Origin of the sequence: Rossellomorea aquimaris (genome assembly GCF_020171925.1) — a bacterium.
Lineage (GTDB): Bacteria > Bacillota > Bacilli > Bacillales > Bacillaceae_B > Rossellomorea > Rossellomorea aquimaris_F.
The window spans coordinates 59,129-82,627 of record NZ_JAIVAR010000004.1 but is presented as its reverse complement, the minus strand read 5'-3'; the positions used below and the strand labels follow the sequence as shown (position 1 = coordinate 82,627).

Annotated in this window: 23 protein-coding genes; 21 read left to right on the top strand and 2 right to left on the bottom strand. The window is 45.5% G+C overall.

Annotation, left to right across the window (positions count from 1 at the left end; translation table 11 throughout):
- Nucleotide 1 precedes the first annotated feature (1 nt).
- The 3 genes from LCM10_RS14785 to LCM10_RS14775 are packed head-to-tail and all read left to right on the top strand — an operon-like array spanning nt 2 to nt 2,572.
- On the top strand, nt 2-709 hold the full coding sequence (locus LCM10_RS14785; RefSeq protein WP_224877067.1) for an ABC transporter ATP-binding protein: 708 nt from the start codon (nt 2-4) through the stop codon (nt 707-709).
- Entirely contained in the window at nt 706-1,632 is a 927-nt protein-coding gene (locus LCM10_RS14780; protein WP_224877066.1) for an ABC transporter ATP-binding protein, read from the top strand. The genes LCM10_RS14785 and LCM10_RS14780 overlap by 4 nt, the downstream gene beginning before the upstream one ends.
- Complete coding sequence (locus LCM10_RS14775; protein ID WP_224877065.1) at nt 1,625-2,572, top strand: ABC transporter permease; 948 nt, start codon at nt 1,625-1,627, stop codon at nt 2,570-2,572. Before LCM10_RS14780 ends, LCM10_RS14775 begins: the two co-directional genes overlap by 8 nt.
- A 279-nt stretch (nt 2,573-2,851) precedes the next feature.
- Here the strand turns inward: LCM10_RS14775 and LCM10_RS14770 are convergent, their stop codons facing one another.
- Nucleotides 2,852-3,571, bottom strand: a complete 720-nt coding sequence (locus LCM10_RS14770; protein WP_224877064.1) for a protein-glutamine gamma-glutamyltransferase — start codon at nt 3,569-3,571, stop codon at nt 2,852-2,854.
- A 121-nt stretch (nt 3,572-3,692) separates the two neighbouring features.
- Nucleotides 3,693-4,967: a replication-associated recombination protein A gene (locus tag LCM10_RS14765; RefSeq protein WP_224877063.1), complete on the bottom strand. Its 1,275-nt coding sequence runs from the start codon at nt 4,965-4,967 to the stop codon at nt 3,693-3,695.
- A gap of 285 nt (nt 4,968-5,252) precedes the next feature.
- On the opposite strand from LCM10_RS14765, the gene cymR reads away from it, so the two are divergent.
- The 18 genes from cymR (at nt 5,253) to LCM10_RS14675 (ending at nt 23,498) form a co-directional block, all read left to right on the top strand.
- A complete protein-coding gene (gene cymR / locus LCM10_RS14760) occupies nt 5,253-5,672 on the top strand; it encodes a cysteine metabolism transcriptional regulator CymR (RefSeq protein WP_224877062.1) in 420 nt (139 codons plus the stop codon).
- A gap of 14 nt (nt 5,673-5,686) precedes the next feature.
- Nucleotides 5,687-6,829 (top strand): cysteine desulfurase family protein, encoded by a 1,143-nt coding sequence (locus tag LCM10_RS14755; protein ID WP_224877061.1) that lies wholly within the window; start codon nt 5,687-5,689, stop codon nt 6,827-6,829.
- A 78-nt stretch (nt 6,830-6,907) separates the two neighbouring features.
- Nucleotides 6,908-8,023, top strand: coding sequence for a tRNA 2-thiouridine(34) synthase MnmA (gene mnmA, locus LCM10_RS14750; RefSeq protein ID WP_224877060.1), 1,116 nt, complete (start codon nt 6,908-6,910; stop codon nt 8,021-8,023).
- 151 nt (nt 8,024-8,174) lie between these two features.
- Complete coding sequence (locus LCM10_RS14745; RefSeq protein ID WP_224877059.1) at nt 8,175-8,837, top strand: tetratricopeptide repeat protein; 663 nt, start codon at nt 8,175-8,177, stop codon at nt 8,835-8,837.
- An 18-nt stretch (nt 8,838-8,855) separates the two neighbouring features.
- Nucleotides 8,856-11,249, top strand: a complete 2,394-nt coding sequence (locus LCM10_RS14740) for an ATP-dependent RecD-like DNA helicase (protein ID WP_224877058.1) — start codon at nt 8,856-8,858, stop codon at nt 11,247-11,249.
- Between the two features lie 223 nt (nt 11,250-11,472).
- Complete coding sequence (locus LCM10_RS14735) at nt 11,473-12,069, top strand: biotin transporter BioY (RefSeq protein WP_224877057.1); 597 nt, start codon at nt 11,473-11,475, stop codon at nt 12,067-12,069.
- A gap of 21 nt (nt 12,070-12,090) precedes the next feature.
- Nucleotides 12,091-13,095 carry a biotin synthase BioB gene (gene bioB / locus LCM10_RS14730; RefSeq protein ID WP_224877056.1) on the top strand — a complete coding sequence of 335 codons (1,005 nt, stop codon included), beginning with the start codon at nt 12,091-12,093 and terminating at the stop codon, nt 13,093-13,095.
- Nucleotides 13,096-13,436: 341 nt separating this feature from the next.
- The gene (locus LCM10_RS14725; protein ID WP_071619022.1) at nt 13,437-13,622 is read left to right on the top strand and encodes a hypothetical protein; all 186 of its coding nucleotides are present in this window, start codon (nt 13,437-13,439) and stop codon (nt 13,620-13,622) included.
- Nucleotides 13,623-13,639: 17 nt separating this feature from the next.
- On the top strand, nt 13,640-13,771 hold the full coding sequence (locus LCM10_RS14720) for a YrzQ family protein (RefSeq protein ID WP_263621522.1): 132 nt from the start codon (nt 13,640-13,642) through the stop codon (nt 13,769-13,771).
- A 164-nt stretch (nt 13,772-13,935) separates the two neighbouring features.
- A complete protein-coding gene (locus LCM10_RS14715) occupies nt 13,936-15,006 on the top strand; it encodes an AI-2E family transporter (RefSeq protein ID WP_224877054.1) in 1,071 nt (356 codons plus the stop codon).
- Between the two features lie 383 nt (nt 15,007-15,389).
- Nucleotides 15,390-18,023: an alanine--tRNA ligase gene (gene alaS, locus LCM10_RS14710; protein ID WP_224877053.1), complete on the top strand. Its 2,634-nt coding sequence runs from the start codon at nt 15,390-15,392 to the stop codon at nt 18,021-18,023.
- A gap of 83 nt (nt 18,024-18,106) precedes the next feature.
- Complete coding sequence (locus LCM10_RS14705; RefSeq protein ID WP_071619018.1) at nt 18,107-18,373, top strand: IreB family regulatory phosphoprotein; 267 nt, start codon at nt 18,107-18,109, stop codon at nt 18,371-18,373.
- Between the two features lie 3 nt (nt 18,374-18,376).
- Nucleotides 18,377-18,793 (top strand): Holliday junction resolvase RuvX, encoded by a 417-nt coding sequence (gene ruvX / locus LCM10_RS14700; RefSeq protein WP_224877052.1) that lies wholly within the window; start codon nt 18,377-18,379, stop codon nt 18,791-18,793.
- Between the two features lie 15 nt (nt 18,794-18,808).
- Nucleotides 18,809-19,096 carry a DUF1292 domain-containing protein gene (locus LCM10_RS14695; protein WP_032087548.1) on the top strand — a complete coding sequence of 96 codons (288 nt, stop codon included), beginning with the start codon at nt 18,809-18,811 and terminating at the stop codon, nt 19,094-19,096.
- Between the two features lie 154 nt (nt 19,097-19,250).
- A complete protein-coding gene (gene mltG / locus LCM10_RS14690) occupies nt 19,251-20,384 on the top strand; it encodes an endolytic transglycosylase MltG (protein ID WP_224877051.1) in 1,134 nt (377 codons plus the stop codon).
- Nucleotides 20,385-20,584: 200 nt separating this feature from the next.
- Complete coding sequence (locus LCM10_RS14685) at nt 20,585-21,238, top strand: O-methyltransferase (protein ID WP_224877050.1); 654 nt, start codon at nt 20,585-20,587, stop codon at nt 21,236-21,238.
- Entirely contained in the window at nt 21,231-22,160 is a 930-nt protein-coding gene (locus LCM10_RS14680; protein ID WP_224877206.1) for a peptidase U32 family protein, read from the top strand. Before LCM10_RS14685 ends, LCM10_RS14680 begins: the two co-directional genes overlap by 8 nt.
- Nucleotides 22,161-22,226: 66 nt before the next feature.
- The gene (locus tag LCM10_RS14675) at nt 22,227-23,498 is read left to right on the top strand and encodes a peptidase U32 family protein (RefSeq protein ID WP_224877205.1); all 1,272 of its coding nucleotides are present in this window, start codon (nt 22,227-22,229) and stop codon (nt 23,496-23,498) included.
- Nucleotide 23,499: the final 1 nt, after the last annotated feature.

Genomic DNA, 23,499 nt, shown 5'->3' with positions numbered 1-23,499 from the left:
AATGATACGATTTCAGGAAGTTACGAAAAAATACGGTCAGGAGGCAGCGCTAGAAAAAGCGTCGATCACCTTTGAAAAAGGAAGGATTTATGGCATCCTCGGACCGAATGGTAGCGGGAAATCAACCACACTTAAAATGATTGCTGGCCTGGTGCTCCCGACGAGTGGAGAAGTGATTGTGAATGGGTCGGAGGTTAACAGGAAAATCGCCAATAAAGTTGCTTACCTCACTGAACTGGATATGTTTTATGATGCGTTTACCGTCGACGGGATGATCCGCTTCTACGCCTCCCAATTCCGGGATTTCGATATGGATAAGGCAAATGAACTTTTGGCTTTCATGCAACTTGATGCAGATAAAAAAATCAAACACTTATCAAAGGGAAATCGTGGAAGATTGAAACTTATCCTCGCCTTGTCACGTAATACAGAGGTGCTTTTATTAGACGAGCCATTTTCCGGATTGGATCCGATGGTGCGCGATTCCATCGTGAAAAGCTTGATCTCATTCATCGAATTTGGCAATCAGACGGTCATCATCGCAACGCATGAAATCGACGAAATCGAAGCCATCCTGGATGAAGCCTATATCATCCATAACGGCAGAATCGAAGGTCATTGCGAAGTGGAGAAGCTGAGGGAAGAAGAAGGATTATCAGTGCTTCAATGGTTAAAAAAAACGACGGCTGGAGGGAGTAGTGAAAAATGAATACGATCGTGAAGTTACAAAACGTCTCTAAAGTCATCAAAGGTCAAAAGATCATCGATGATCTTTCGTTTGATGTGTACGAGGGAGAAGTATTTGGGTTCCTGGGACCGAATGGGGCAGGAAAGACAACGACCATCAGGATGATTGTGGGGCTGATGAGCATTTCAGAAGGAGATGTCCTGATTTCAGGTAAAAGCATCAAGAAGGATTTCGAAGGTGCGATTGCCTCCGTGGGAGCGATTGTCGAAAATCCAGAGCTGTATAAATTCATGTCCGGCTATAAGAACCTGAAGCATTTTGCCCGCATGCAAAATGGGATAACGGACGAGAGAATCAAGGAGGTAGTGGAACTGGTCGGTTTATCTGAACGGATCCATGATAAGGTCAAAACCTACTCATTGGGGATGAGACAACGTCTGGGGCTTGCGCAGTGCCTGCTCCATAAACCGAAGATCCTCATCCTTGATGAACCGACTAATGGACTTGACCCGGCCGGTATAAGGGAAATCCGTGCGTATGTCCGGAAACTTGCACAGGAAGAAGGAATGGCTGTCATCGTCTCAAGCCATCTGCTTTCAGAAATGGAAATGATGTGTGACCGGATCGGGATCATCCAGAAAGGAAAGCTTGTCGATGTACAAACCGTCCATGATTTTGTCGGAGGAAATGAACTCGTCTATCAGTTTGAAGTGAATGATGAGAAGAAAGCCATTTCCGTCATGAAAACTTTCGACTCCTCCCTAGTATTCGATGTGAAAAATAACAAGTTACAAACAAGCTTACCGAAGGAAAGGGTCCCTCACTTGATCAAAGCATTCGTTGAACAGGATGTGGAGCTCTTCGGGGTCATGCAAGTGGCGAAGTCATTGGAGGATCGCTTCCTAGAGATAACGAATGAGAAGGGAGAGGTGCTTCATGCTTAATCTGGTAAGGAATGAATGGATGAAGATTCATAAACGTGCCGGTACCTATGTCATGCTTGGCTTGTTGATTCTGATTATCGGGATCGTGGGGGCATTTGAGAAATACGATGATTCAAAAGTGAAAGAATCGGAGAACTGGAAGCAGGAGCTATCCATGCAAATCGAAGGGGATAAAAAAGCGTTATCCCAAGAAGGTATAGATAAATTCAGTAAAAGCAGGATTGAACAAAATATTGCACTCAATGAATATAGGATCGAAAACGATATTCAACCGAATTCGAAAGAAACAGTCTGGACGTTTGTTGAAACGAATGGGTTTGCGGTGACGCTTGTAGGGTTGTTTGCGATCATAGTCGCAGCAGGTATTGTGGCAGGGGAATTCTCCTGGGGGACGATCAAGCTGTTATTGATACGTCCGATTTCAAGGACGAAGATCCTGCTTTCTAAATATATCACGGTCATCCTTTATGGGGTGATGATGCTTGCGGTTCTTTTCGCCGTCTCATTCCTGGTCGGTTTGATCTTGTTCGGGGGCACCGGACAATCCGTCCACCTTGCGTATATCGATGGTAAGGTCGTTGAGCAGAACATGATTGGATTCCTGATCAAGAATTATTTACTGAAATCGATCGATGTCACGATGATGGCCACGATGGCATTCATGATCTCAACTGTATTCAGAAGTTCTTCCCTGGCAATCGGGATTTCTTTATTCCTCTTGTTCATGGGTGCCAATGCGACAGGGTTATTGGCGATGAAATTTGATTGGGCGAAGTACAGCCTTTTTGCCAACACAGATCTGACTCAATATACAGGATTCGGTCAGCCCCTTGTAGAGGGCATGACGATGGGCTTCTCGATCACCATGTTGATCATCTATTTCGTGCTCTTCCAACTCCTGGCATTCCTTGTGTTCAACAAGCGTGATGTAGCTGCATAAGGTGAGTCGATACAATCTAGATTAAAAAGCGCAAAGTTTGGTTCTTGGGATGTCTCTTTTGAACAGTGCAGTTGATTGAGGTGGAAGGTGTTCGACTCCTGCAGGAATTGCTGGGAAGTTGAGACCCCGCAGGGCATTTGACCGAGGAGGCTCAACTCACGCCCCGTGGAAAGCGAGCACCTGGAGCGGAAATCAACCACTCCTTTCGCCTTCTAAAGCGACAATGTTTACGAAAACAGCCTAATAAAAAATGACGGTCTCGGTGAAGGCCGTCATTTTTTATGTGTACTTATAGAGTGCAGCGAAATCGAGTCTGGTCGTCTGATTCAGTTGAAACGCCGACCTTGTGGCATTCGGTTTCCTCAGTGTATTCAGTGCTTCGATCATCTTTTGATGAGTCACAATCCCGATCCCATGCCCGAAGTATTGATTCTTTTCAAGGAACACGGAGTTCTCCCCCATCCAGATCGGATCTTCGTAATCGGGATTAGAGAAGTAATAGACGTCTCCGGGGATGTTGTCGATCCCCTCATACGTCACCATGTGCATGGCATCGTTAAAGTTATGTCCCCAAATAATCATGGGTGAATACAACCGGTCGAAATAATCGGTGCGGATTGTATCGAGGATGCTCTTATAGTAAACAAGGACAACCGTTGTCACACACTCGAAACTATATAGATATGAGTGTTCGAATACATCCCTTATGGCAGCGGATGGTCGCATGCCTGGGCGGAGCCGGTAACCACTCATTGTTTTGATCCAATAATAGGGATTGAAGGAGGAGTTGGGGAATGTGGCAAATATTGCGGCACTATCGTTTAGGATGCGGCTGTTCGTTATGATTCTATCCCTTACTTTCAGTTCAAATGCGAGCTCTTTTAAATCAGTATATTCATAGCGTATCTTGCTTTTTTCAAGGGCATTCAGGATCATCGTTTCTGTCGGGGATGACCCTTTTAAGCCATTGGTGGAAGAGCCGTCATTCAGTATAATCATCGGCGAAACCTCCGAGGAGTTTTTATCAGTGTATGTATGGGACACACAGTCTGGAACTTTCATCCAAACGAGTTCTTCACCAATTAAAAAAGGCCCGAAAAATTCGGACCCTATCACGATATCATTTCATTTGCTTATTGATCTTTTCGTATATCCCTGCCATGGCCTGTTCAAATTTACCCGTTGATTTCGGGTTATAGTAGCGGGCATTCTTCAATCGGTCAGGCAGATACGTTTGTGCGACCCATCCTGACTCATAATCATGCGGGAATTTGTATTCTACCCCTCTTCCCAACTCGCTTGCTCCCTTATAGTGGGCATCTTTTAAGTGGTCGGGAACTTCTCCGCTCTTCCCTTTACGTATGTCAGCCAATGCGCTGTCGATTGCTGAGATGGCAGAATTTGACTTTGGGGAAAGGCACAGTTCGATGATGGCATTGGCGAGCGGGATCCGTGCTTCAGGGAACCCGATCTTCTCAGCCGTTTCAACGGCAGCGAGAGTCCTTGATCCCGCCCCGGGATTGGCAAGGCCGATGTCCTCATAGGCGATGACGAGCAACCGGCGAGAAATGCTGGGTAAATCACCCGCTTCGACAAGTCTGCCTAAATAATGAAGCGCAGCGTTGACATCGCTGCCCCGTATCGATTTTTGAAAAGCACTTAACACATCATAATGGGCATCGCCATCCTTATCATGAGAGAAGCTTTTCTTCTGTAGACACTCCTCCGCGATGCCCACATCGATGTGGATCGTTCCTTCTTCATCGGGTGATGTCGACAATACAGCCAATTCAAGCGCGTTCAAGGAGCTTCTGACATCCCCGAAACTGCTGCTTGCGAAATGTTCCACTGCGCGATCAGATATATCCAGGGAATAATCCCCCAACCCCCGATCCTTGTCTTCGATTGCCCTATTTAGAGCCGTTTTCATTTCTTCAGTGGTAAGAGGCTTCAATTCGAAGATCTGACACCTGCTTCTGATGGCGGGATTTATGGCATGATAAGGGTTGCTGGTCGTCGCCCCGATGAGCGTGATCATTCCATTCTCTAAATAAGGAAGGAGAAAGTCCTGCTTCCCTTTATCCAGGCGATGGACCTCATCGAGTAGGAGGATGACCTTCCCTGACATTTTTGCTTCTTCTGCAACGATTTGTATATCCTTTTTATTATTTGTGACGGCATTCAGTGTTTTGAACCGGTATTTCGTACTACCGGCAATGGCACTCGCGATCGAGGTTTTTCCTATACCGGGAGGGCCATATAAGATCATGGAGGAAAGCTGTTTTGCCTTCACCATGCGATCGATGATTTTTCCTTCACCGACCAAATGCTGCTGGCCGATGATTTCGTCAATGGTTCTGGGCCTCATCTTATAGGCAAGTGGTTTAATTGACATATCCATCTCTCCAAACTGATGTTCTCGCGTACTATTACTTTATCATAGGGAAAGTTCAATAGGAAATGATTCCGTCCAAAGGGGGAGCGAACGATCCTTTTCACAGTGCATAGGCGGATATGCTATAATGACAGGGGTAAATAAACCATTCATTTCAACGGATGGTATAGATAGATTTGATATTGAGCAGGTTGGGTTGGATTGTATGATGATTGAAATCAGAGTGGATGATCATACCCGCCCCCAATTGCTCAACATATAAAGAATGTTAGAGGTGCTGTGAAAATGAAGATTTCAACTAAAGGCCGTTATGGATTAACCATCATGATTGAATTGGCGAAGCGACATGGAGAAGGACCAACTTCCCTGAAAACCATCGCTCAGCAGCATGAGCTTTCCGAACACTACCTTGAACAGCTTGTGGCGCCGCTCAGGAACGGCGGTTTGGTGAGGAGTATCAGAGGCGCTTACGGAGGATACGTACTTGGGCATGAACCATCCGAGATCACGGCAGGGGACATCATAAGGATTCTAGAAGGGCCGATCAGCCCTGTGGAAGGAATCGAAGATGAAGAACCCGCAAAGAGGGAACTGTGGATCAGGATCAGGGATGCGGTGAAGGACGTGCTGGATAACACGACGATTGAAGACTTAGCCAGTCATACAGACGACGGTGAGTCTGACGCATATATGTTTTATATCTAGGAGGTACTTATAAGATGGATAGAATCTACATGGATCATGCGGCAACCTCCCCTATGGATGCTGATGTGATCGAAGAAATGACCTCTGTCATGAAAGAGGTGTTCGGCAATCCATCAAGCATCCATTCATTCGGACGTTCTGCACGTCATCTCGTTGACCAGGCACGGATGAAGATTGCAGGAAGCTTGAACGCCGATTACAATGACATCATCTTTACAAGTGGCGGAACGGAAGCCGATAATTTAGCCATAATCGGTACAGCGCATGCAAATAGGACGCGGGGAAATCACATCATTACGACAGCGCTGGAACATCATGCTGTCCTTCATGCATGTGGACACCTTGAATCGGAGGGGTTCGAAGTCACGTATCTGCCTGTAGATGAAACAGGGAGAGTTTCTTTGACTGATGTGGAGAATGCCCTTCGCCCTGACACGATCCTGGTCACCATCATGTATGGGAACAATGAAGTCGGGACCATTCAGCCCATCCGGGAAATCGGACAGCTTTTGAAAGATCATGATGCCTATTTTCATACAGATGCTGTCCAGGCATTCGGATTGGTCGACCTTGACGTGAAGGAGCTGGGGGTCGATATGCTGTCCGTTTCCGGTCATAAAATCAATGGTCCAAAAGGAATTGGGTTTCTATATTGCCGGAGGGAAGTGAATCTGCAGCCTGGTACATTCGGCGGCGAACAGGAACGAAAGAGGCGGGCAGGTACTGAGAATGTACCAGCCATTGCAGGATTGGGTAAAGCGGTGGAACTTGCGCGCGCAGGCTGCGATGAAAAGAGTGAAATGTACAATGGCTTCAAGCGTTTGTTCAAGGAGACTCTTGTGGAAAATAGTGTAAGTTTCCATGAGAACGGATCTCTTGAGCACGGATTGCCCCATGTGCTAAACTTAAGCTTTCCCGGCACCGATGTGGAATCGATGCTGATGAACTTGGATATGGCCGGAATTGCCGTTTCAAGCGGTTCTGCCTGCACAGCGGGATCGATTGAACCCTCCCATGTCCTCGTTGCCATGTTCGGTAAAGGATCGGAGCGTACCAAGAATTCGATTCGCTTCAGCTTCGGTCTTGGGAATACAGAAGATCAAATCGTACGGGCTGCCAATGAAGTTTCCAAGGTAGTCAAGAGATTGACTTCATAAAGGCAATTGCTTAAAAAGCTGTTTCCGAATAGAAGAGATGGCTATCATAAATATGAATGCATGAAGGAGGTGGCGTAAATGAAAAAGGAACCTAAAGATACGAGAGTGGTCGTCGGGATGTCCGGAGGAGTGGATTCATCGGTTGCAGCTTTATTATTGAAGCAGCAAGGGTATGAAGTCATCGGCATTTTTATGAAAAACTGGGATGATACAGATGAAAATGGAGTGTGTACCGCGACCGAAGACTACAATGACGTCATTCGAGTATGTAATCAAATCGGGATCCCTTACTACGCTGTCAATTTTGAAAAACAATATTGGGATAAAGTATTCACTTATTTCCTGGATGAATATAAAGCAGGAAGAACGCCGAATCCTGATGTGATGTGCAACAAGGAAATCAAATTCAAGGCTTTCCTTGAGCATGCCATGAAGCTCGGAGCCGATTATCTGGCGACGGGTCACTATGCACAGGTCGAGTACCGCGATGGAGAGTACAAAATGCTCCGCGGCGTCGACAATAATAAAGATCAGACCTACTTCCTCAACCAGCTCGGACAGGAACAGCTTGAAAAAGTCATGTTCCCTCTAGGTGGAATCGATAAGAAAAAGGTAAGGGAAATCGCCAAGGAAGCCGGCCTAGCAACGGCCACTAAAAAAGACAGTACGGGTATTTGCTTCATCGGTGAACGGAATTTCAAGGAATTTCTGGGCAATTACCTACCTGCACAACCCGGGAACATGGAAACCATGGATGGGAAGGTCATGGGGAAACATGATGGCCTCATGTACTATACAATCGGACAACGCCACGGACTGGGGATCGGCGGCGCCGGTGATCCATGGTTCGCCATTGGGAAGGATCTTGAGCGAAACGTCCTTTACGTCGGACAAGGGTTTGAACACCCTGCGTTGTATTCAGATTCCATTCTCGCAACGGATGTCCACTGGACTTCCAATGGGGAAAAACCGTCAGAATTCAAATGCACCGCTAAATTCCGCTATCGTCAGGCTGATAATGCGGTCACAGTGATCCCTCTTGAAGATGGCCGTGCAAAAGTGGTCTTTGAAGAGCCGATCCGTGCCGTGACGCCTGGTCAGGCAGTTGTATTCTATGATGGGGATGTCTGCCTCGGAGGCGGAACGATCGACACCATTTATAAAGATGAAAAACAATTGACGTATGTCGGCTGATGACGGCATGAAAGCATAAGGACTGAGACGAAGCGAATGAATGATTCCTTCATCCCAGTCCTTCTTTGCGCTCTTTTTACATGTGCAACTATGATATGATAGAAATAAAAAAACAAATTCGTAAAAATGACTACATAATAGAGGTGCTAATATGGATAAGAATCTAAAAGGAATCGAGTTATTGCAAGAAGGGAAGCTGGAGGAAGCAGTCAAACTATTCACGGAAGCCATTGAAGAAAATCCGAAAGATCCCGTTGGATATATCAACTTCGGGAATGTCCTTCTGTCGGTCGGAGACAACGACAAGGCGAAGTCATTCTTCGAAAGGGCGGTTTCGGTTGATGAGGATGCAGCAACCGCCTATTATTCACTTGGAAATCTATACTTCAATGAAGGTGACTACGAGTCCTCGAAAACCCAATTTGAGAAAGCAGTACAAAAAGGTATGGAAAACTCAGATGTATTCTTCATGCTGGGTGTGAGTCTGATCAACTTGGAACAGCCCAAATTTGCCGTGCCTTATCTGCAAAGAAGTGTGGAATTGAATGAAGAAGACACCGAAGCAAGATTCCAACTGGGATTAAGTCTTGCCCAGGCTGAAGCATATGAAGAATCCATCGGGCACCTCGAAAAGGTGATCGAGAAGGATCCTGAACATGCAGATGCCTACTATAACCTCGGGGTAGCGTATGCAGGTTATAAAGACGATGCCGACAAAGCACTTGAGTTCTTTAATAAAGCGATAGAGGTCCAACCTGACCATATGCTGGCGGGTTACGGCATCAAGATGATCGAAAAAATGAAGAGTGAATAGTCAGGGGGATCAAATACGTTGAGCCAACAAGATTCCATGAAGCTGTTTGGAGACGAGGAACGATATATCAAGGGCAGGCACCTTGTGACGATTTTTCATAACGAGGATAACTTATATACCGTTGTAAGGATCAGGGTCGATGAAACAAATGATGATGCGTACGATGAAAAGGAAGCAGTGATCACGGGGCATTTCCCACGCATACATGAAGAAGAAACGTATGTGTTTTACGGACGCTTCCAAGAGCATCCGAAGTTCGGCATGCAATTTCTCGCCAAGCATTTCAAGAAGGAAATCCCACATACCACCCAAGGTGTCGTCCATTACCTGTCCAGTGATCTCTTTAAAGGGATCGGAAAGAAAACAGCCGAGAAAATCGTGGAGCATATCGGCGAAAATGCCATCTCAAAGATTCTTGAAAATCCATCTGTATTGGACGAGGTCCCTAAGCTCCCACCCGATAAAGCAAAAACCATTTATGATACATTGACCGAACACCAGGGCTTGGAACGGGTGATGATCGTATTGAACGATCTTGGATTCGGGCCCCAAATTTCGATGAAGATCTATCAAGCCTATAAAGAGCAGGCCCTGGAGATCATCCAGAATAATCCGTACAAGCTGGTCGAAGATATTGAAGGTGTAGGCTTCACACGAGCAGATGAACTTGGTTCGAAAATCGGGATCACCGGCAGCCATCCTGACAGGATCAAGGCGGGATGCCTTTATTCACTTGAACAGGTATGTGTTAAGCAGGGACACGTATATCTTGAAGCGGAAGAATTAATTGTCACAGTCAAGGAACTGTTGGAGAAGAGTCAGCCTGAAACCATCGACTATACTGATATTTCAAGTCAGTTGGTTTCCTTGGAGGAAGAAGGAAAGGTCATCGGTGAGGGTACCAAAGTGTATGTCCCTTCCCTGTACTTCTCTGAGAAGGGCATAGTGACAAGTATCGAGAGCATCCTTTCTCAAACACAATATGAAGATCAGTTCCCGCAATCCGAGTTCCTGCTCGCATTGGGTGCTCTCGAAGACAGGCTGGGCGTTCAATATGCCCCCTCCCAGCGTGAAGCCATCGAGACCGCTTTGATGTCCCCCATGCTGTTGCTCACCGGTGGGCCCGGAACGGGAAAGACAACGGTCATCAATGGGATCGTCGAGCTATTTGCGGACCTTCATGGTTGCTCTCTTGATCCAAAAGACTATAAAGATGAGCCTTTCCCGGTGTTATTGACTGCACCTACGGGACGTGCGGCAAAACGAATGACCGAATCGACTGGACTTCCTGCCATGACCATTCATCGTTTGCTTGGATGGAACGGTCAGGAAGGGTTTCAAAACGATGAAGACAGGTCGATCGAAGGAAAACTGTTGATCGTAGATGAAGTGTCGATGGTCGATACGTGGCTCGCCCATCAGCTCTTGAAGGCACTTCCTGACGACATTCAGGTCATTTTCGTCGGAGACGAAGATCAGCTTCCATCCGTTGGACCTGGACAGGTGCTAAAGGACCTGCTCCTTTCAAGGGCGATCCCTACCGTGAGACTCACGGATATTTACCGTCAGGAGGAAGGTTCATCCATCATTGAGCTTGCCCACCAGATGAAGAGCGGGCAAGTACCTGCAGATCTGACTAAGCAGCAGAAGGATCGTTCTTTCTTCCCTTGTAAGACCAACCAGATTTCAGAAGTAGTCCGTAAGGTGGTTGAAAACGCGAAGAAAAAAGGATATACGCCGAAGGATATCCAAGTCCTCGCGCCGATGTACAGGGGTCCGGCGGGTATTGATAATCTGAACAAGCTAATGCAGGAGATTTTCAACAGCAACGATGGGACGAGGAAGGAAATTTCCTTTGGTGATGTTCATTACCGGATCGGGGACAAAGTCCTCCAGCTCGTGAATCAGCCTGAGAACAACGTGTTCAATGGCGATATCGGGGAAATCGTTTCGATTTTCTATGCAAAAGAGAACACAGAAAAACAAGACATGATCATTGTTTCGTATGATGGAATTGAAGTGACCTATACAAGACAGGATCTTACTCAAATCACCCACGCTTATTGCTGCAGCATCCATAAATCACAGGGAAGTGAATTTCCAATCGTCATCTTACCTGTTGTGAAAAGTTATTTCCGTATGTTGCGCAGGAATCTCTTATACACTGCCATTACGAGGAGTAAGCAATTTCTGATCCTTTGCGGTGAATTCGATGCATTCAAGCTCGGAGTAGAACGGGAAGATGATTTCATGCGCAAAACAACATTGTGTGAGAAGCTTTCCGGCTTAATCGGTGAGAATGATGAAAAGGTTCCAGAAGAAGAACTGTCAATGGCTGATCAATTGATGAAAGAAGATCCGTTGATCGGGATGGATGGCGTCACTCCTTATGACTTCATGGAAGTTGAATGAAAAGGTTAACGAAGACCATAGTGGGTTTTTGTTAACCTTTTTTTATTTTGGTAGTTTCATGAAGGGGCGAGGCACCTGAAGCGCAACCCGACTACTAGTCGCTTCTACATGCACGGCAGTGTCTCTTCTTTTGTAAACTTAAAATAAAATTAGGTTGACATAAAGAAAGGGACAACGATATTCTTAAATAGTAAAACAACTTTAGATTTAGGGGATGAGAGAAATGAACAAAAAGTTAAGAACAATCGATTTGACACTTGCAGCGATGTTTGTAGCGTTGATGGCAGTGGGAGCGAACATCACCTCATTCGTGCCGTTTTTGGTCATCGGAGGTGTGCCGATTACGCTCCAGACATTCTTTGCAATTCTGGCGGGTGCACTATTGGGAAGTCGGATCGGTGCAATTTCCATGGCTGTCTATGCGCTTGTAGGACTTGTAGGTGTGCCAGTCTTTGCAAGATTCGGTGCAGGTCTTTCTTCGATCGTCAGTCCTACATTTGGATTTATCGTTTCGTTTATCTTCACGGCTTATATAACCGGAAAGATTGTTGAAAGGAACAAAGGGGTTAACGTATATATCGTGGCAGCGCTTGTCGGGATGGTTGTGAATTATGTGGTAGGAACCAACTGGATGTATGCAGCATATAAGCTTTGGGCCGCAGCTCCGGATGGCTTGACATATGGCCTGGTCTGGTCGTGGATGATGGTGCCGCTACCTAAAGATATCATATTGGCGGTATGCGCAGGGATCATGGCTCACCGTCTCGAGAAATCAGTGTTATCAAAGAGCACATTCAGGAATGTAAATCGAGCGGCTTAAAACGAACAAAGGGGGAAGAGAATGAATAAAACATGGACCACGTTGGCCAGTGAAGTTCTGGATGGTAAAGAAATCAGTGATGATGAAGCATTATCCATGTTACAAAGTCCTGATGAAGAGCTACTCCTGCTTCTGAACGGAGCGTATCAGATTAGAAAGCATTATTATGGCAATAAAGTAAAACTCAATATGATCATTAATACGAAGTCTGGACTCTGTCCTGAAAATTGCGGATATTGCTCACAATCCATCGTATCAAAGGCTCCTATTGAGAAATATGCGATGGTCGATAAAGACACGATCTTGAAAGGCGCAGAAAGAGCGCACCGCTTGAATGTGGGGACATACTGCATCGTTGCAAGCGGGAGGGGACCGACAAACCGCGATGTTGACAAGGTCGTTTCGGCAGTGAAAGAAATCAAAGAAACCTACGATATGAAAGTGTGTGCCTGCCTGGGACTGTTGAAGGAAGAACAGGCACAGAAACTTAAAGAAGCCGGGGTCGACCGATACAATCACAACCTCAACACTTCTGAAAACCACCATGAACGAATCACAACCTCTCATACATATCAGGATCGTGTAAATACGGTGGAAGTGGCCAAAAAGCAGGGGATTTCACCATGCTCCGGCATCATCGTCGGCATGAAGGAGAGTCTTCAGGATGTGGTGGACATGGCGAGAAGCCTGAGGGCACTTGACGCCGATTCAATACCGGTCAACTTCCTTCATGCCATCGATGGAACGCCTTTGGAGGGAACGAATGAACTCGATCCAAGGTATTGCTTGAAGGTCCTGTGCTTGATGAGGTTCATCAATCCAACGAAGGAAATCAGGATCTCAGGAGGACGCGAAGTGAATTTACGGAGCCTTCAACCTCTTGGACTTTATGCAGCCAATTCCATCTTTGTAGGGGATTATCTGACAACAGCCGGTCAAGAGGAAACGGCCGACCATCAAATGCTTAAGGACCTTGGTTTTGAAATCGACTACGTGAACGAAATCAGTGCTGAACAATTGGTATAGCAGAGTTAATATTTTTAAAAGTGAGCGGATGAAGCGATGGTTTCGTCCGTTTTTTCTTTGGTTCTTGACACTTTTTAAGCACAATGTTTACGAGAACAGCTTTTTTGAAGAGGCGTTGTGGAGGTTATGATTGCGAATGACAGATCATGTTCAGGTATGTAATGAATGTTCAATGGAAAAAGTATCTCCTCATGAAATGCAAGAAATGTCCCACACTAAATAAGAATGGGTAAACCATTCAGGCGTGTTTCTTGTCGGATAAGTATATGATTGACCCTGAGTGGACATGATGGTAGGGAATAATCACCAATTTATATGGTGTAATCGAGGTGAACCTTACGATGAAATGTCCAAACTGTCAGAGCAAAGATATAGGGAAGATCGGCATCAACCAATATTATTGTTGGGGTTGCTTTATCGAGCTTTCCTTGTCAAAAGGGGTCATTCATACCCATCAAGTGGAAGAAGATGGATCGTTGAGCTCTTTAGACGACTTGTTTGATGAGGAAGACCGCCAATTAATTTAGAAAAGAGGGTGTCTTTCTTGAACAGAACATTTGCATCGATTGTTGGATTTGGAGCGGGAATCGCCGCATCGATCTATTCACAGCGATCCAACATGATGAATCGTAAACAAATGAAACGACTTCGTAAACAAATGAAGAAAATGTTTTAAGACACAATTCTTTGGCTGACTCTCCTACTGGGGAGTCAGTTTTATTTTTAAGCACTGAAGGTTGTGTTTTTACCTATGGATGCAACGAACTATCTCCCGAAAAAGACCCATGTATAAAAACCTCCCCCAACTTCTAACAATAAGTAGGAAAGGAGGGGTGTCGGATGGAAACACGAAATTATGCCAAATGGCTTTACAGACTGTCGATCGCTTTGGTTGTGTCATTATTTCTTTACATACTCTTTTTGCTCAAGCCTGTCTGGCATCCCATCCTGGAGGTGACCGTCCTCTCCCTACTGCCTTTCATAGTCGGGGGATTCATCGCCTATTTACTTCATCCATTAGTAGAGAAAATCCATGAGGCAGGGATTCACAGGGGGATTGCCATCACCCTTATTTATGTCCTGTTTTTTGGCGGGTTGGGATACACCATTTATAAAGGGATCCCGGTCATCATCCACCAATTGAGGGACCTTTCTGAAAACGCACCACTTTTCACGGCGCAATACCAGAAGTGGCTCCAGTTCATCCAAAGTGAAACGTCAACATGGCCGGACGGGATCCAATCGCAATTGGATGAAAGGATCGAAGGAATGGAAGCCTGGCTGACGGGTCTTGTGGCAGCTGCACTGGCGATCCTATTAAAGCTCATGAATAGTCTGCTGATCATTGCAATTGTCCCTTTTGTTTCCTTCTATTTATTAAAGGACATAGAGAAAGTGAAAAAGTTCTTTTGGGAATTGACTCCGAGAAAATGGAGGGATAGTGCTCTGAGGTTCTCCCGGGATGTGGATGAATCACTTGGTGGTTATATCAGGGGGCAGCTGTTGGTTTGCTTGATCATCGGCGCTCTTTCTGCAGGGGTATTATGGTTTCTTGGTATCAAGTATCCACTCATCCTTGGGGTCATCATGGGGGTCACCAATGTGATCCCTTATTTCGGGCCGATCATCGGGGCAATCCCCGCTGTTCTTGTTGCAAGTACCATGTCCCTGAATATGATCCTCTATGTCGTCATTCTGGTGATTGTCCTGCAATTTCTTGAAGGGAACATTCTATCCCCATTGATTGTCGGGAAAAGCCTTCATATGCATCCACTATTCATCATGGGTGCATTGATTATCGGAGGGGAAATGGGAGGGATCATCGGGTTGATTGTGGCCGTTCCGGTGCTTGCTGTCTTGAAGGTTGCCTTTCTGCACGGCAGAAAACATTTCATTCATGCAAAAAACTGATTGATAACATTGACAAAAGGATTGAATGTTTCTATAATCCAACATATAAGCTATAAGCGAACATGATGAAGGATCCAGTAGGTTATAGTCCATCTGAGTACAGATGTACGCAAGAGAGGAATTTCCAAGGCTGAAAGAAATTCCAGATGAAGGATGACCGAATGCTAATCCAGAGTGCAGGAGAACCCTGCCGTCTAGCCGCGTTAAGGTGTTTGAGGGGTGAATAGGATTTTTTTATTCACAACCAGGGTGGTACCGCGAGTAGAGCTCTCGTCCCTGTCATGGGGATGAGGGCTTTTTTTGTATGCTTTTTTAGCACTGGCGTCTCCCGATAGCGATGTTTTTCAGTGGAGCCAAATACATAATTTTAAGGAGGAAGTTACATGAACAAACTAACCGGAGCACAGATACGACAAATGTTTTTAGATTTCTTTAAAGAAAAAGGCCATGGTGTGGAACCTAGTGCCTCCCTTGTGCCGCATGAAGATCCTTCATTATTATGGATCAACAGTGGTGTGGCGACGTTGAAGAAATACTTTGACGGCCGCGTCATCCCGCAGAATCCGAGAATCGTAAATGCACAGAAATCAATCCGTACGAATGACATCGAGAATGTCGGGAAAACGGCTAGACACCACACATTCTTCGAAATGCTTGGGAATTTCTCCATCGGTGATTACTTCAAGGTTGAGTCCATCGAGTGGGCGTGGGAATTCCTGACGGATGAGAAATGGATTGGATTCGATCCCGAGAAACTATCCGTGACAATCCATCCTGAAGATGAAGAAGCGTTTGAAATCTGGAACAATAAAGTAGGCGTCCCTGCGGAGCGAATCATCCGAATTGAAGGAAACTACTGGGATATCGGTGAGGGTCCAAGTGGTCCGAATACTGAAATCTTCTATGATCGCGGTCCAGAGTACGGAAACGATCCGAAAGATCCTGAATTATATCCAGGCGGAGAAAATGACCGCTACCTTGAGGTCTGGAACCTGGTGTTCTCTCAATTCAACCATAACCCTGATGGAACATACACACCCCTTCCAAAGAAAAACATCGATACGGGTATGGGACTTGAACGGATGGCTTGCGTCGTTCAGGAAGTGCCTACGAACTTCGATACAGATTTGTTCATGCCAATCATGAAAGCCGTTGAAGGGATTTCTGGAAGGGTCTATGGACAGAATGAAGAAACCGATGTCGCTTTCAAAGTGATTGCAGACCATGTCAGGACTGTTTCATTCGCAATCGGTGATGGTGCACTCCCTTCGAATGAGGGGCGCGGTTATGTACTGAGACGATTATTGCGTCGTGCGGTCCGTTTCGCGAAGCAAATCGAAATCAATCGCCCATTCATGTATGAATTGGTACCAGTTGTCTCTGAAATCATGGTTGATTTCTATCCGGAAGTGAAGGAAAAAGCGGAATTCATCCAAAAAGTGGTGAAAAATGAAGAAGAACGCTTCCATGAAACATTGAATGAAGGATTGGCGATTCTTTCTTCCATCATCGAGCGTGAGAAGAAGGAAGGAAGCACGATCATCCCTGGTGAAGATGTGTTCAGGCTTTATGATACGTATGGATTCCCGGTTGAATTGACGGAAGAGTACGCAGAAGAAGAAGGTCTATCGGTCGACCATGAAGGCTTTGAAAAGGAAATGGAAGGTCAGCGTGAGAGGGCGCGTGCTGCACGTCAGGATGTAGGAAGCATGCAGGTGCAAGGAGGCATCCTGAGCGATATTACAACGGAAAGTGAATTTGTCGGATACGAAAACCTTGAAGCGTCTGCGACGGTCCTCGAAGTTCTCGTTGATAAAGAACGACAGCCGAAAGCCGACAAGGGTCAGGAATTCCAGTTCATCCTCGACAAGACTCCATTCTACGCAGAAAGCGGAGGTCAAATCGGGGATAAGGGATACCTTGAAGGCGAAGGAGTAAGGGTGTATGTCACCGATGTAAAAAAAGCGCCTAACGGTCAAAACCTTCACACAGCCATCGTTGAAGAAGGGACCCTTGAAAAAGGACAAAAGGTCATGGCTACAGTATCGCGCGACGCTAGGAAGAAAGTGGAGAAGAACCACACAGCCACGCATCTTCTTCATAGAGCGTTGAAGGATGTGTTGGGAGAGCATGTCAATCAGGCTGGTTCCCTCGTTGAGCCTGACCGTCTGCGATTCGATTTCTCGCACTTCGGTTCTGTAACGGATGAAGAAATGGAGAAGATTGAGAGCATCGTGAATGAGCAAGTTTGGAAAGCGATCTCAGTCAATACAGATGTAAAGTCACTGTCAGAAGCAAAAGACATGGGAGCAATGGCTTTATTCGGTGAGAAATACGGCGACGTTGTCCGTGTTGTTTCAATCGGGGATTACAGCCTGGAACTTTGCGGCGGCTGTCACGTATCAAACACTTCGGAAATCGGATTGTTCAAAATCGTTTCCGAGAGCGGAATCGGAGCCGGAACTCGTCGTATCGAAGCTGTTTCCGGGGAAAATGCATACAAGCTCTTGAATGGCAAAGTCGCGCTATTGAATGAAGCTGCAGATAAATTAAAGTCGAATCCTAAAGATATTGTCACTCGTGTAGATGCCCTGACAATGGAAATGAAGGAATTACAAAGGGAAAATGAATCATTAAAGGCGAAGTTGTCTAACATAGAAGCAGGAAGTCTAACCGATCGAGTGAAAGTGGTCGATGGTGTCAATGTATTGGCGGCAAAAGTCGGAGCAGGCGACAGCAATGCGCTTCGCACGATGATGGATGATCTTAAGCAGAAGCTCGGTTCCGCTGTCATCGTCCTCGGTACAGCAGGAGATGGAAAAGTGAACGTCATCGCAGGGGTCACCAAGGATTTGGTCGACAAAGGCTATCATGCCGGAAAACTCGTGAAAGAAGTAGCATCCCGCTGCGGCGGAGGAGGCGGCGGCCGTCCTGATATGGCACAGGCTGGCGGTAAGAACCCCGAAAAACTTGAGGAAGCATTGCAATTTGTAGAAGAATGGGTGAAATCCGTTTAACTCTACGATAAAGTGGTGTACAATGTAGGTAACGATTAACAATTCGTTTGTTTGAAAGACAAGCCTGAAGAGAGGTGCAAAGAATGAGTTCTTTTGACAAAACGATGCGATTTGATTTTTCTGACGAGCCATTTGAACATGATGTCAAGGAAGTACTGCTTCAAGTTCATGATGCGCTTCAAGAAAAAGGGTATAACCCGATCAATCAAATTGTTGGGTACTTATTATCTGGGGATCCTGCCTATATCCCAAGACATCAAGACGCCAGGAATATCATCCGTCGCTTGGAACGTGATGAAATCATCGAAGAATTAGTCAAATCGTATTTGAAACAGCATAAAGAGGGATAATGGATGCGAGTAATGGGATTGGACGTTGGTTCGAGAACTGTAGGCGTTGCGATCAGCGACGCCCTGGGCTGGACTGCACAGGGAATCGAAACAGTCAGGATCAATGAAGAAGAAGGCGATTTCCGTATTGACCGCATAAAGGAATTAGCCGAAGAATACGAAGTCGATACGATCATTGTCGGACTACCGAAGAACATGAACAATACGATCGGACCTCGAGGAGAGGCTTCGAAAGCTTACGGCGAATTAATTCAAACTGAATTATCCATACCGGTTAAGTATTGGGATGAACGATTAAGTACGATGGCTGCTGAAAGGGTCCTCCTCGAAGCGGACGTCAGCAGGAAGAAACGAAAAAAAGTGATCGATAAGATGGCTGCAGTCATGATCCTTCAAGGATATTTGGACAGTCAAAAATAATGAGGTGAATGATTAATGGAACACGGAGAAAAGCAAATCACAGTAGTGGACGAACAAGGAAATGAACAGCTTTGTGAGGTTTTGTTCACATTTGAATCAGATAAATTTAACAAATCATATGTCCTTTATTATCCACTAGGGGCAGATGAAAACGACGAAGAAGAAATTGAAATCCACGCTTCTGCATTCGTACCTGGTGACGAAGGTGAAGAAGGCGAATTGAAGCCGATCGAGACCGAGGAAGAATGGGACATGATCGAGGAAATGCTGAATACGTTCCTTGATGAAGAAGAAGGCGAATAAGATCATGAATAACAGGGACCGGCAAAAGGATAAAATCTATCCTTTTTGTCGGTCCCTGTTTCACTTTGTGCAAAATATTGTATAATAGGGAGGATGATGTCGAAAATCAATTTGACGGATATCCCGCTTTTTTGCTCGAAGGGGGGAATGAAGGATGGAAGATAGAAAGAATATGAAAGAGACGCTAATGAAGAAATTGTTAGAAAGACAGGAAGAGGCGAAAGTGATACGGAAGATCGTCGGACTTATCCTGCTATCTCTCATTATCATAATCGGGGGCACGGCAGTGGGAGGATATCTCTATGTAAAGTCAGCCCTGAAGCCTGTTGATCCCGATGATACGAAACCGGTGAAAGTGGAAATCCCGATCGGTTCCGGGGTCACTTCCATTGGAAACATCCTTGAAGAGAACGGCATTGTAAAGAATGCAACGGTGTTCAAATATTATGTGAAGTTCAATAATGAAGCCGGATTCCAGGCAGGCTCATATGATCTGACACCTTCCATGACGTTGAATGAAATTGTCAACAGTCTGAAGACAGGTAAAGTCATGAGAAAGGCTGAATTCAAGATCACTGTGCCTGAAGGACTTCAACTTGATCAAATCGCAAAAATCATCGCAGATAAAACACCATATAAAAAAGATGAAATAGAAAAGAAGCTGAATGATAAGAAATGGCTCGAGCAACTAAAAAAGGAATATCCGAATTTGGTAACAGACGAAATACTTAATAAAGAGATCAAGAGGCCGCTCGAAGGGTACCTTTACCCAGCGACCTATCCCTTCTATGAAAAGGAACCTTCATTAGAGGAGATCCTGAAGAAAATGATTGCTCAGACGGATGAAGTACTGGCACAATATCAGGCATCAATGAAGGATAAGCAATATACTGCGCATCAGTTACTGACGCTGTCTTCCTTGATTGAAGAAGAAGCAACCGAAAAAGCCGATAGAGGTAAGATCTCAAGCGTATTCTACAACCGTATGGAGGAGGATATGCCCCTTCAAACCGATCCAACAGTCCTTTATGCACTTGGGGAACATAAATCCCGTACGAACTATGATGACTTAAAAGTGGATTCCCCATACAATACGTATAAAGTCAAAGGACTCCCGCCTGGTCCGATTGCGAATGCAGGAATTTCATCAATCGAGGCAGCCCTTCAACCTGATGACACGGACTATTATTACTTCCTTGCTTCTTCAAATGGTTCTGTTTATTATTCGGAAACACTTGAAGAGCATAATGAAAAGAAAGCCAAGTACATCACGAACAAATCAGAATAAATACCGTGATTTCAACCAGAGGAGAAGGGAAAAGAAGTATTCGCCTTCTCCTTCGGTTTGTGATAAAATAATACAAGTTATTTTTAACAAGTGCGTTTACTATATGGATATCTGAAACGAAGTAGAAAGCTCAAGGCAGCTTTCTTCTTTTCATGTTGTGACGCATCATAGCAGTTTATAGATGAGGATTGTGAAATGATATGATGAACGAACAGGTGATCAACTATATAGAATCAATCATAAAGAAGCGTTCTCCATTGGTGGATGAAATGGAGAAGTATGCAGCAGAACATAATGTTCCCATCATGGAGTTGGTGGGAATCGAAACCCTCCTTGGCATTCTGACCATCCAACGGCCAGCCCGCATACTCGAGATCGGGACGGCGATTGGATATTCTGCCTTGAGGATGGCGGAAGCCCTGCCAGGTACGGAAATCACGACGATCGAGCGTGACGAAGAACGGTATGGGGCGGCACAAGAGTTTCTTTCACGTTCCGAACACCGCGAGCAGATCCACACTCTTTTTGGCGATGCACTTGAGTTACAGGATCAGGTCGCTGAATATGGTCCATTCGACGCGATTTTCATTGATGCGGCTAAAGGGCAGTACCAAAAATTCTTCGATATCTATTCAACCATGCTTTCTGAAAATGGTGTTGTGTATTCCGACAATGTCTTATTCAAAGGTTTGGTAGCAGAAGAAGAAATCGAACAGAAGAGAATCAGGAACATGGTGAAGAAGCTTCAGAATTATAATGTGTGGCTGATGAACCATGAAGATTACGACACATCCATCCTGCCTGTAGGGGATGGGATTGCCATTAGTAGAAGAAGAGGTGAAGGAAATGAATAAGCCGGAGCTATTAGTGACTCCGACATCCCTTTCGGATATCGAGCCTTTGGCAAGTGCCGGGGCAGACGCCTTCATAATCGGAGAGCAGAAATTCGGATTGCGCCTGGCGGGTGAATTCCCAAAGGATGATGTGAAGAAGGCCATTCAAACCGCCCATGAACGTGGTAAAAAAGTATATGTCGCCATGAACGCGATTTTTCATAATGACAAAATTGCCGAGCTTGAAGATTACATTTCTTTTCTTAAAGAAGCAGGAGCAGACGCCATCGTGTTCGGCGACCCTGCAGTCCTCATGGCTGCAAGGACCTCAGCACCGGATATGAAGCTGCACTGGAACACGGAAACGACAGCGACCAATTGGTATACATGCAATTATTGGGGGAGAAAAGGGGCAAAGCGCGCCGTCCTTGCCCGGGAACTGAGCATGGATTCGATTGTAGAAATTAAGGAACATGCGGAAGTGGAGATAGAGGTACAGGTACACGGGATGACTTGTATGTTCCAATCGAAACGTTCCTTGCTCGGGAACTATTTTGAATACCAAGGAAAAGTCATGGAAATCGAAAACCGCAAGCAGCAGAAGAATATGTTCTTGCATGACAAGGAACGTCATAATAAATATCCGATCTTTGAAGATGAGAATGGAACACATATCATGAGCCCGAACGACATGTGCATCATTGATGAACTTGGCGAGATGATCGAGGCCGGAGTCGATTCTTTCAAAATTGACGGAGTGTTGAAATCAACTCAATACATGATCGAGATCACAAAGCTTTACCGTAAAGCCATCGATCTGTTCGTCAGTGACGAAGACCAATATGATGAGCAAAAGGATGAGCTGTTAGAAGAGGCTAAACAGCTGCAACCTGATAATCGTCCTCTCGATACTGGATTTTTCTTTAAAGAAACGGTCTATTGATGCTTATATGAAATCAATCCCATTATAGTCAAGATAGATGAATAGAACGGAGGAGTAACGTTGACCATGGTTGTAAAAGACCCTATCGCAAAAGTTATAGACGGTAAACGTGTGATTGTGAAAAAGCCTGAGTTACTGGCTCCTGCCGGTAACCTTGAAAAATTGAAAATTGCCGTACACTACGGTGCGGATGCTGTCTATATCGGTGGCCAGGAATATGGTCTCCGCTCAAACGCCGGAAACTTTACATTGGCGGAAATGAAAGAGGGCGTAGAGTTTGCCAAGAAGTACGGGGCGAAGATTTATGTAACCACAAACATTTATGCCCATAATGAGAATATGGACGGGCTCGAAGAATACTTAATGGGCCTTCAAGAAGCCGGGATTGCCGGGATCATCGTGGCCGATCCTTTAATCATCGAGACGTGCAGACGGGTCGCTCCGAAAGTCGAGGTACACTTAAGCACACAACAAAGTCTGTCGAACTGGAAAGCGGTCGAGTTCTGGAAAGAGGAAGGGCTGGATCGCGTTGTGCTTGCCCGTGAAACGAGTGGCGAGGAAATCCGTGAGATGAAGGAAAAAGTGGATATCGAGATTGAAACATTCATCCACGGTGCGATGTGTATCGCATATTCAGGACGCTGTACATTGAGCAATCATATGACGGCGCGTGATTCCAACAGGGGTGGCTGCTGTCAGTCCTGCCGTTGGGATTATGACTTATATCAACTTGAAGAGGGAAATGAACAGGCCCTTTACAGTGATGGAGATGCTCCTTTCGCCATGAGTCCGAAAGATTTGAAGCTTGTCGAGTCCATTCCGAGAATGATCGAACTTGGAATCGACAGCTTGAAAATCGAAGGCCGCATGAAGTCGATCCACTATGTTGCCACCGTTGTGAGTGTTTACCGTAAAGTCATCGATGCATATTGCGCGGATCCTGACAATTTCAGCATCAAGGAAGAATGGCTCCATGAGCTTGAAAAATGCGCTAATCGTGAAACTGCGCCTGCATTCTTCGAAGGGGTGCCGGGCTTCAAAGAGCAAATGTTCGGCGTGCATGATAAGAAGAATACGAATTTTGAATTTGTCGGACTGGTGCTTGATTATGATGAAGAGTCCGGTATGGTCACCCTTCAGCAAAGAAATCATTTTAAATCCGGACAGGAAGTGGAATTCTTCGGACCGGAAATTTCAAATTTCACACAGGTAGTCGGCAAGATGTGGGATGAAAAAGGGAACGAGCTGGATGTTGCGCGTCACCCGTTGCAAATCGTGAAATTCAAGGTTGATCAGAGAGTATATCCTGACAACATGATGCGAAAGGAGAACATATAAA

Excerpts from the sequence above, each read along its gene's own strand:
- LCM10_RS14725 (WP_071619022.1), top strand. The coding sequence starts at position 13,437 with ATGAAATGTCCAAACTGTCAGAGCAAAGATATAGGGAAGATCGGCATC.
- LCM10_RS14770 (WP_224877064.1), bottom strand. The coding sequence starts at position 3,571 with ATGATTATACTGAATGACGGCTCTTCCACCAATGGCTTAAAAGGGTCA.
- LCM10_RS14735 (WP_224877057.1), top strand. The coding sequence starts at position 11,473 with ATGAACAAAAAGTTAAGAACAATCGATTTGACACTTGCAGCGATGTTT.
- LCM10_RS14745 (WP_224877059.1), top strand. The coding sequence starts at position 8,175 with ATGGATAAGAATCTAAAAGGAATCGAGTTATTGCAAGAAGGGAAGCTG.
- LCM10_RS14775 (WP_224877065.1), top strand. The coding sequence starts at position 1,625 with ATGCTTAATCTGGTAAGGAATGAATGGATGAAGATTCATAAACGTGCC.
- LCM10_RS14675 (WP_224877205.1), top strand. The coding sequence starts at position 22,227 with ATGGTTGTAAAAGACCCTATCGCAAAAGTTATAGACGGTAAACGTGTG.
- LCM10_RS14680 (WP_224877206.1), top strand. The coding sequence starts at position 21,231 with ATGAATAAGCCGGAGCTATTAGTGACTCCGACATCCCTTTCGGATATC.
- cymR (WP_224877062.1), top strand. The coding sequence starts at position 5,253 with ATGAAGATTTCAACTAAAGGCCGTTATGGATTAACCATCATGATTGAA.
- bioB (WP_224877056.1), top strand. The coding sequence starts at position 12,091 with ATGAATAAAACATGGACCACGTTGGCCAGTGAAGTTCTGGATGGTAAA.
- LCM10_RS14765 (WP_224877063.1), bottom strand. The coding sequence starts at position 4,967 with ATGTCAATTAAACCACTTGCCTATAAGATGAGGCCCAGAACCATTGAC.
- LCM10_RS14695 (WP_032087548.1), top strand. The coding sequence starts at position 18,809 with ATGGAACACGGAGAAAAGCAAATCACAGTAGTGGACGAACAAGGAAAT.
- alaS (WP_224877053.1), top strand. The coding sequence starts at position 15,390 with ATGAACAAACTAACCGGAGCACAGATACGACAAATGTTTTTAGATTTC.
- LCM10_RS14705 (WP_071619018.1), top strand. The coding sequence starts at position 18,107 with ATGAGTTCTTTTGACAAAACGATGCGATTTGATTTTTCTGACGAGCCA.
- LCM10_RS14715 (WP_224877054.1), top strand. The coding sequence starts at position 13,936 with ATGGAAACACGAAATTATGCCAAATGGCTTTACAGACTGTCGATCGCT.
- LCM10_RS14780 (WP_224877066.1), top strand. The coding sequence starts at position 706 with ATGAATACGATCGTGAAGTTACAAAACGTCTCTAAAGTCATCAAAGGT.
- LCM10_RS14785 (WP_224877067.1), top strand. The coding sequence starts at position 2 with ATGATACGATTTCAGGAAGTTACGAAAAAATACGGTCAGGAGGCAGCG.
- mltG (WP_224877051.1), top strand. The coding sequence starts at position 19,251 with ATGGAAGATAGAAAGAATATGAAAGAGACGCTAATGAAGAAATTGTTA.
- ruvX (WP_224877052.1), top strand. The coding sequence starts at position 18,377 with ATGCGAGTAATGGGATTGGACGTTGGTTCGAGAACTGTAGGCGTTGCG.
- LCM10_RS14755 (WP_224877061.1), top strand. The coding sequence starts at position 5,687 with ATGGATAGAATCTACATGGATCATGCGGCAACCTCCCCTATGGATGCT.
- LCM10_RS14685 (WP_224877050.1), top strand. The coding sequence starts at position 20,585 with ATGATGAACGAACAGGTGATCAACTATATAGAATCAATCATAAAGAAG.
- mnmA (WP_224877060.1), top strand. The coding sequence starts at position 6,908 with ATGAAAAAGGAACCTAAAGATACGAGAGTGGTCGTCGGGATGTCCGGA.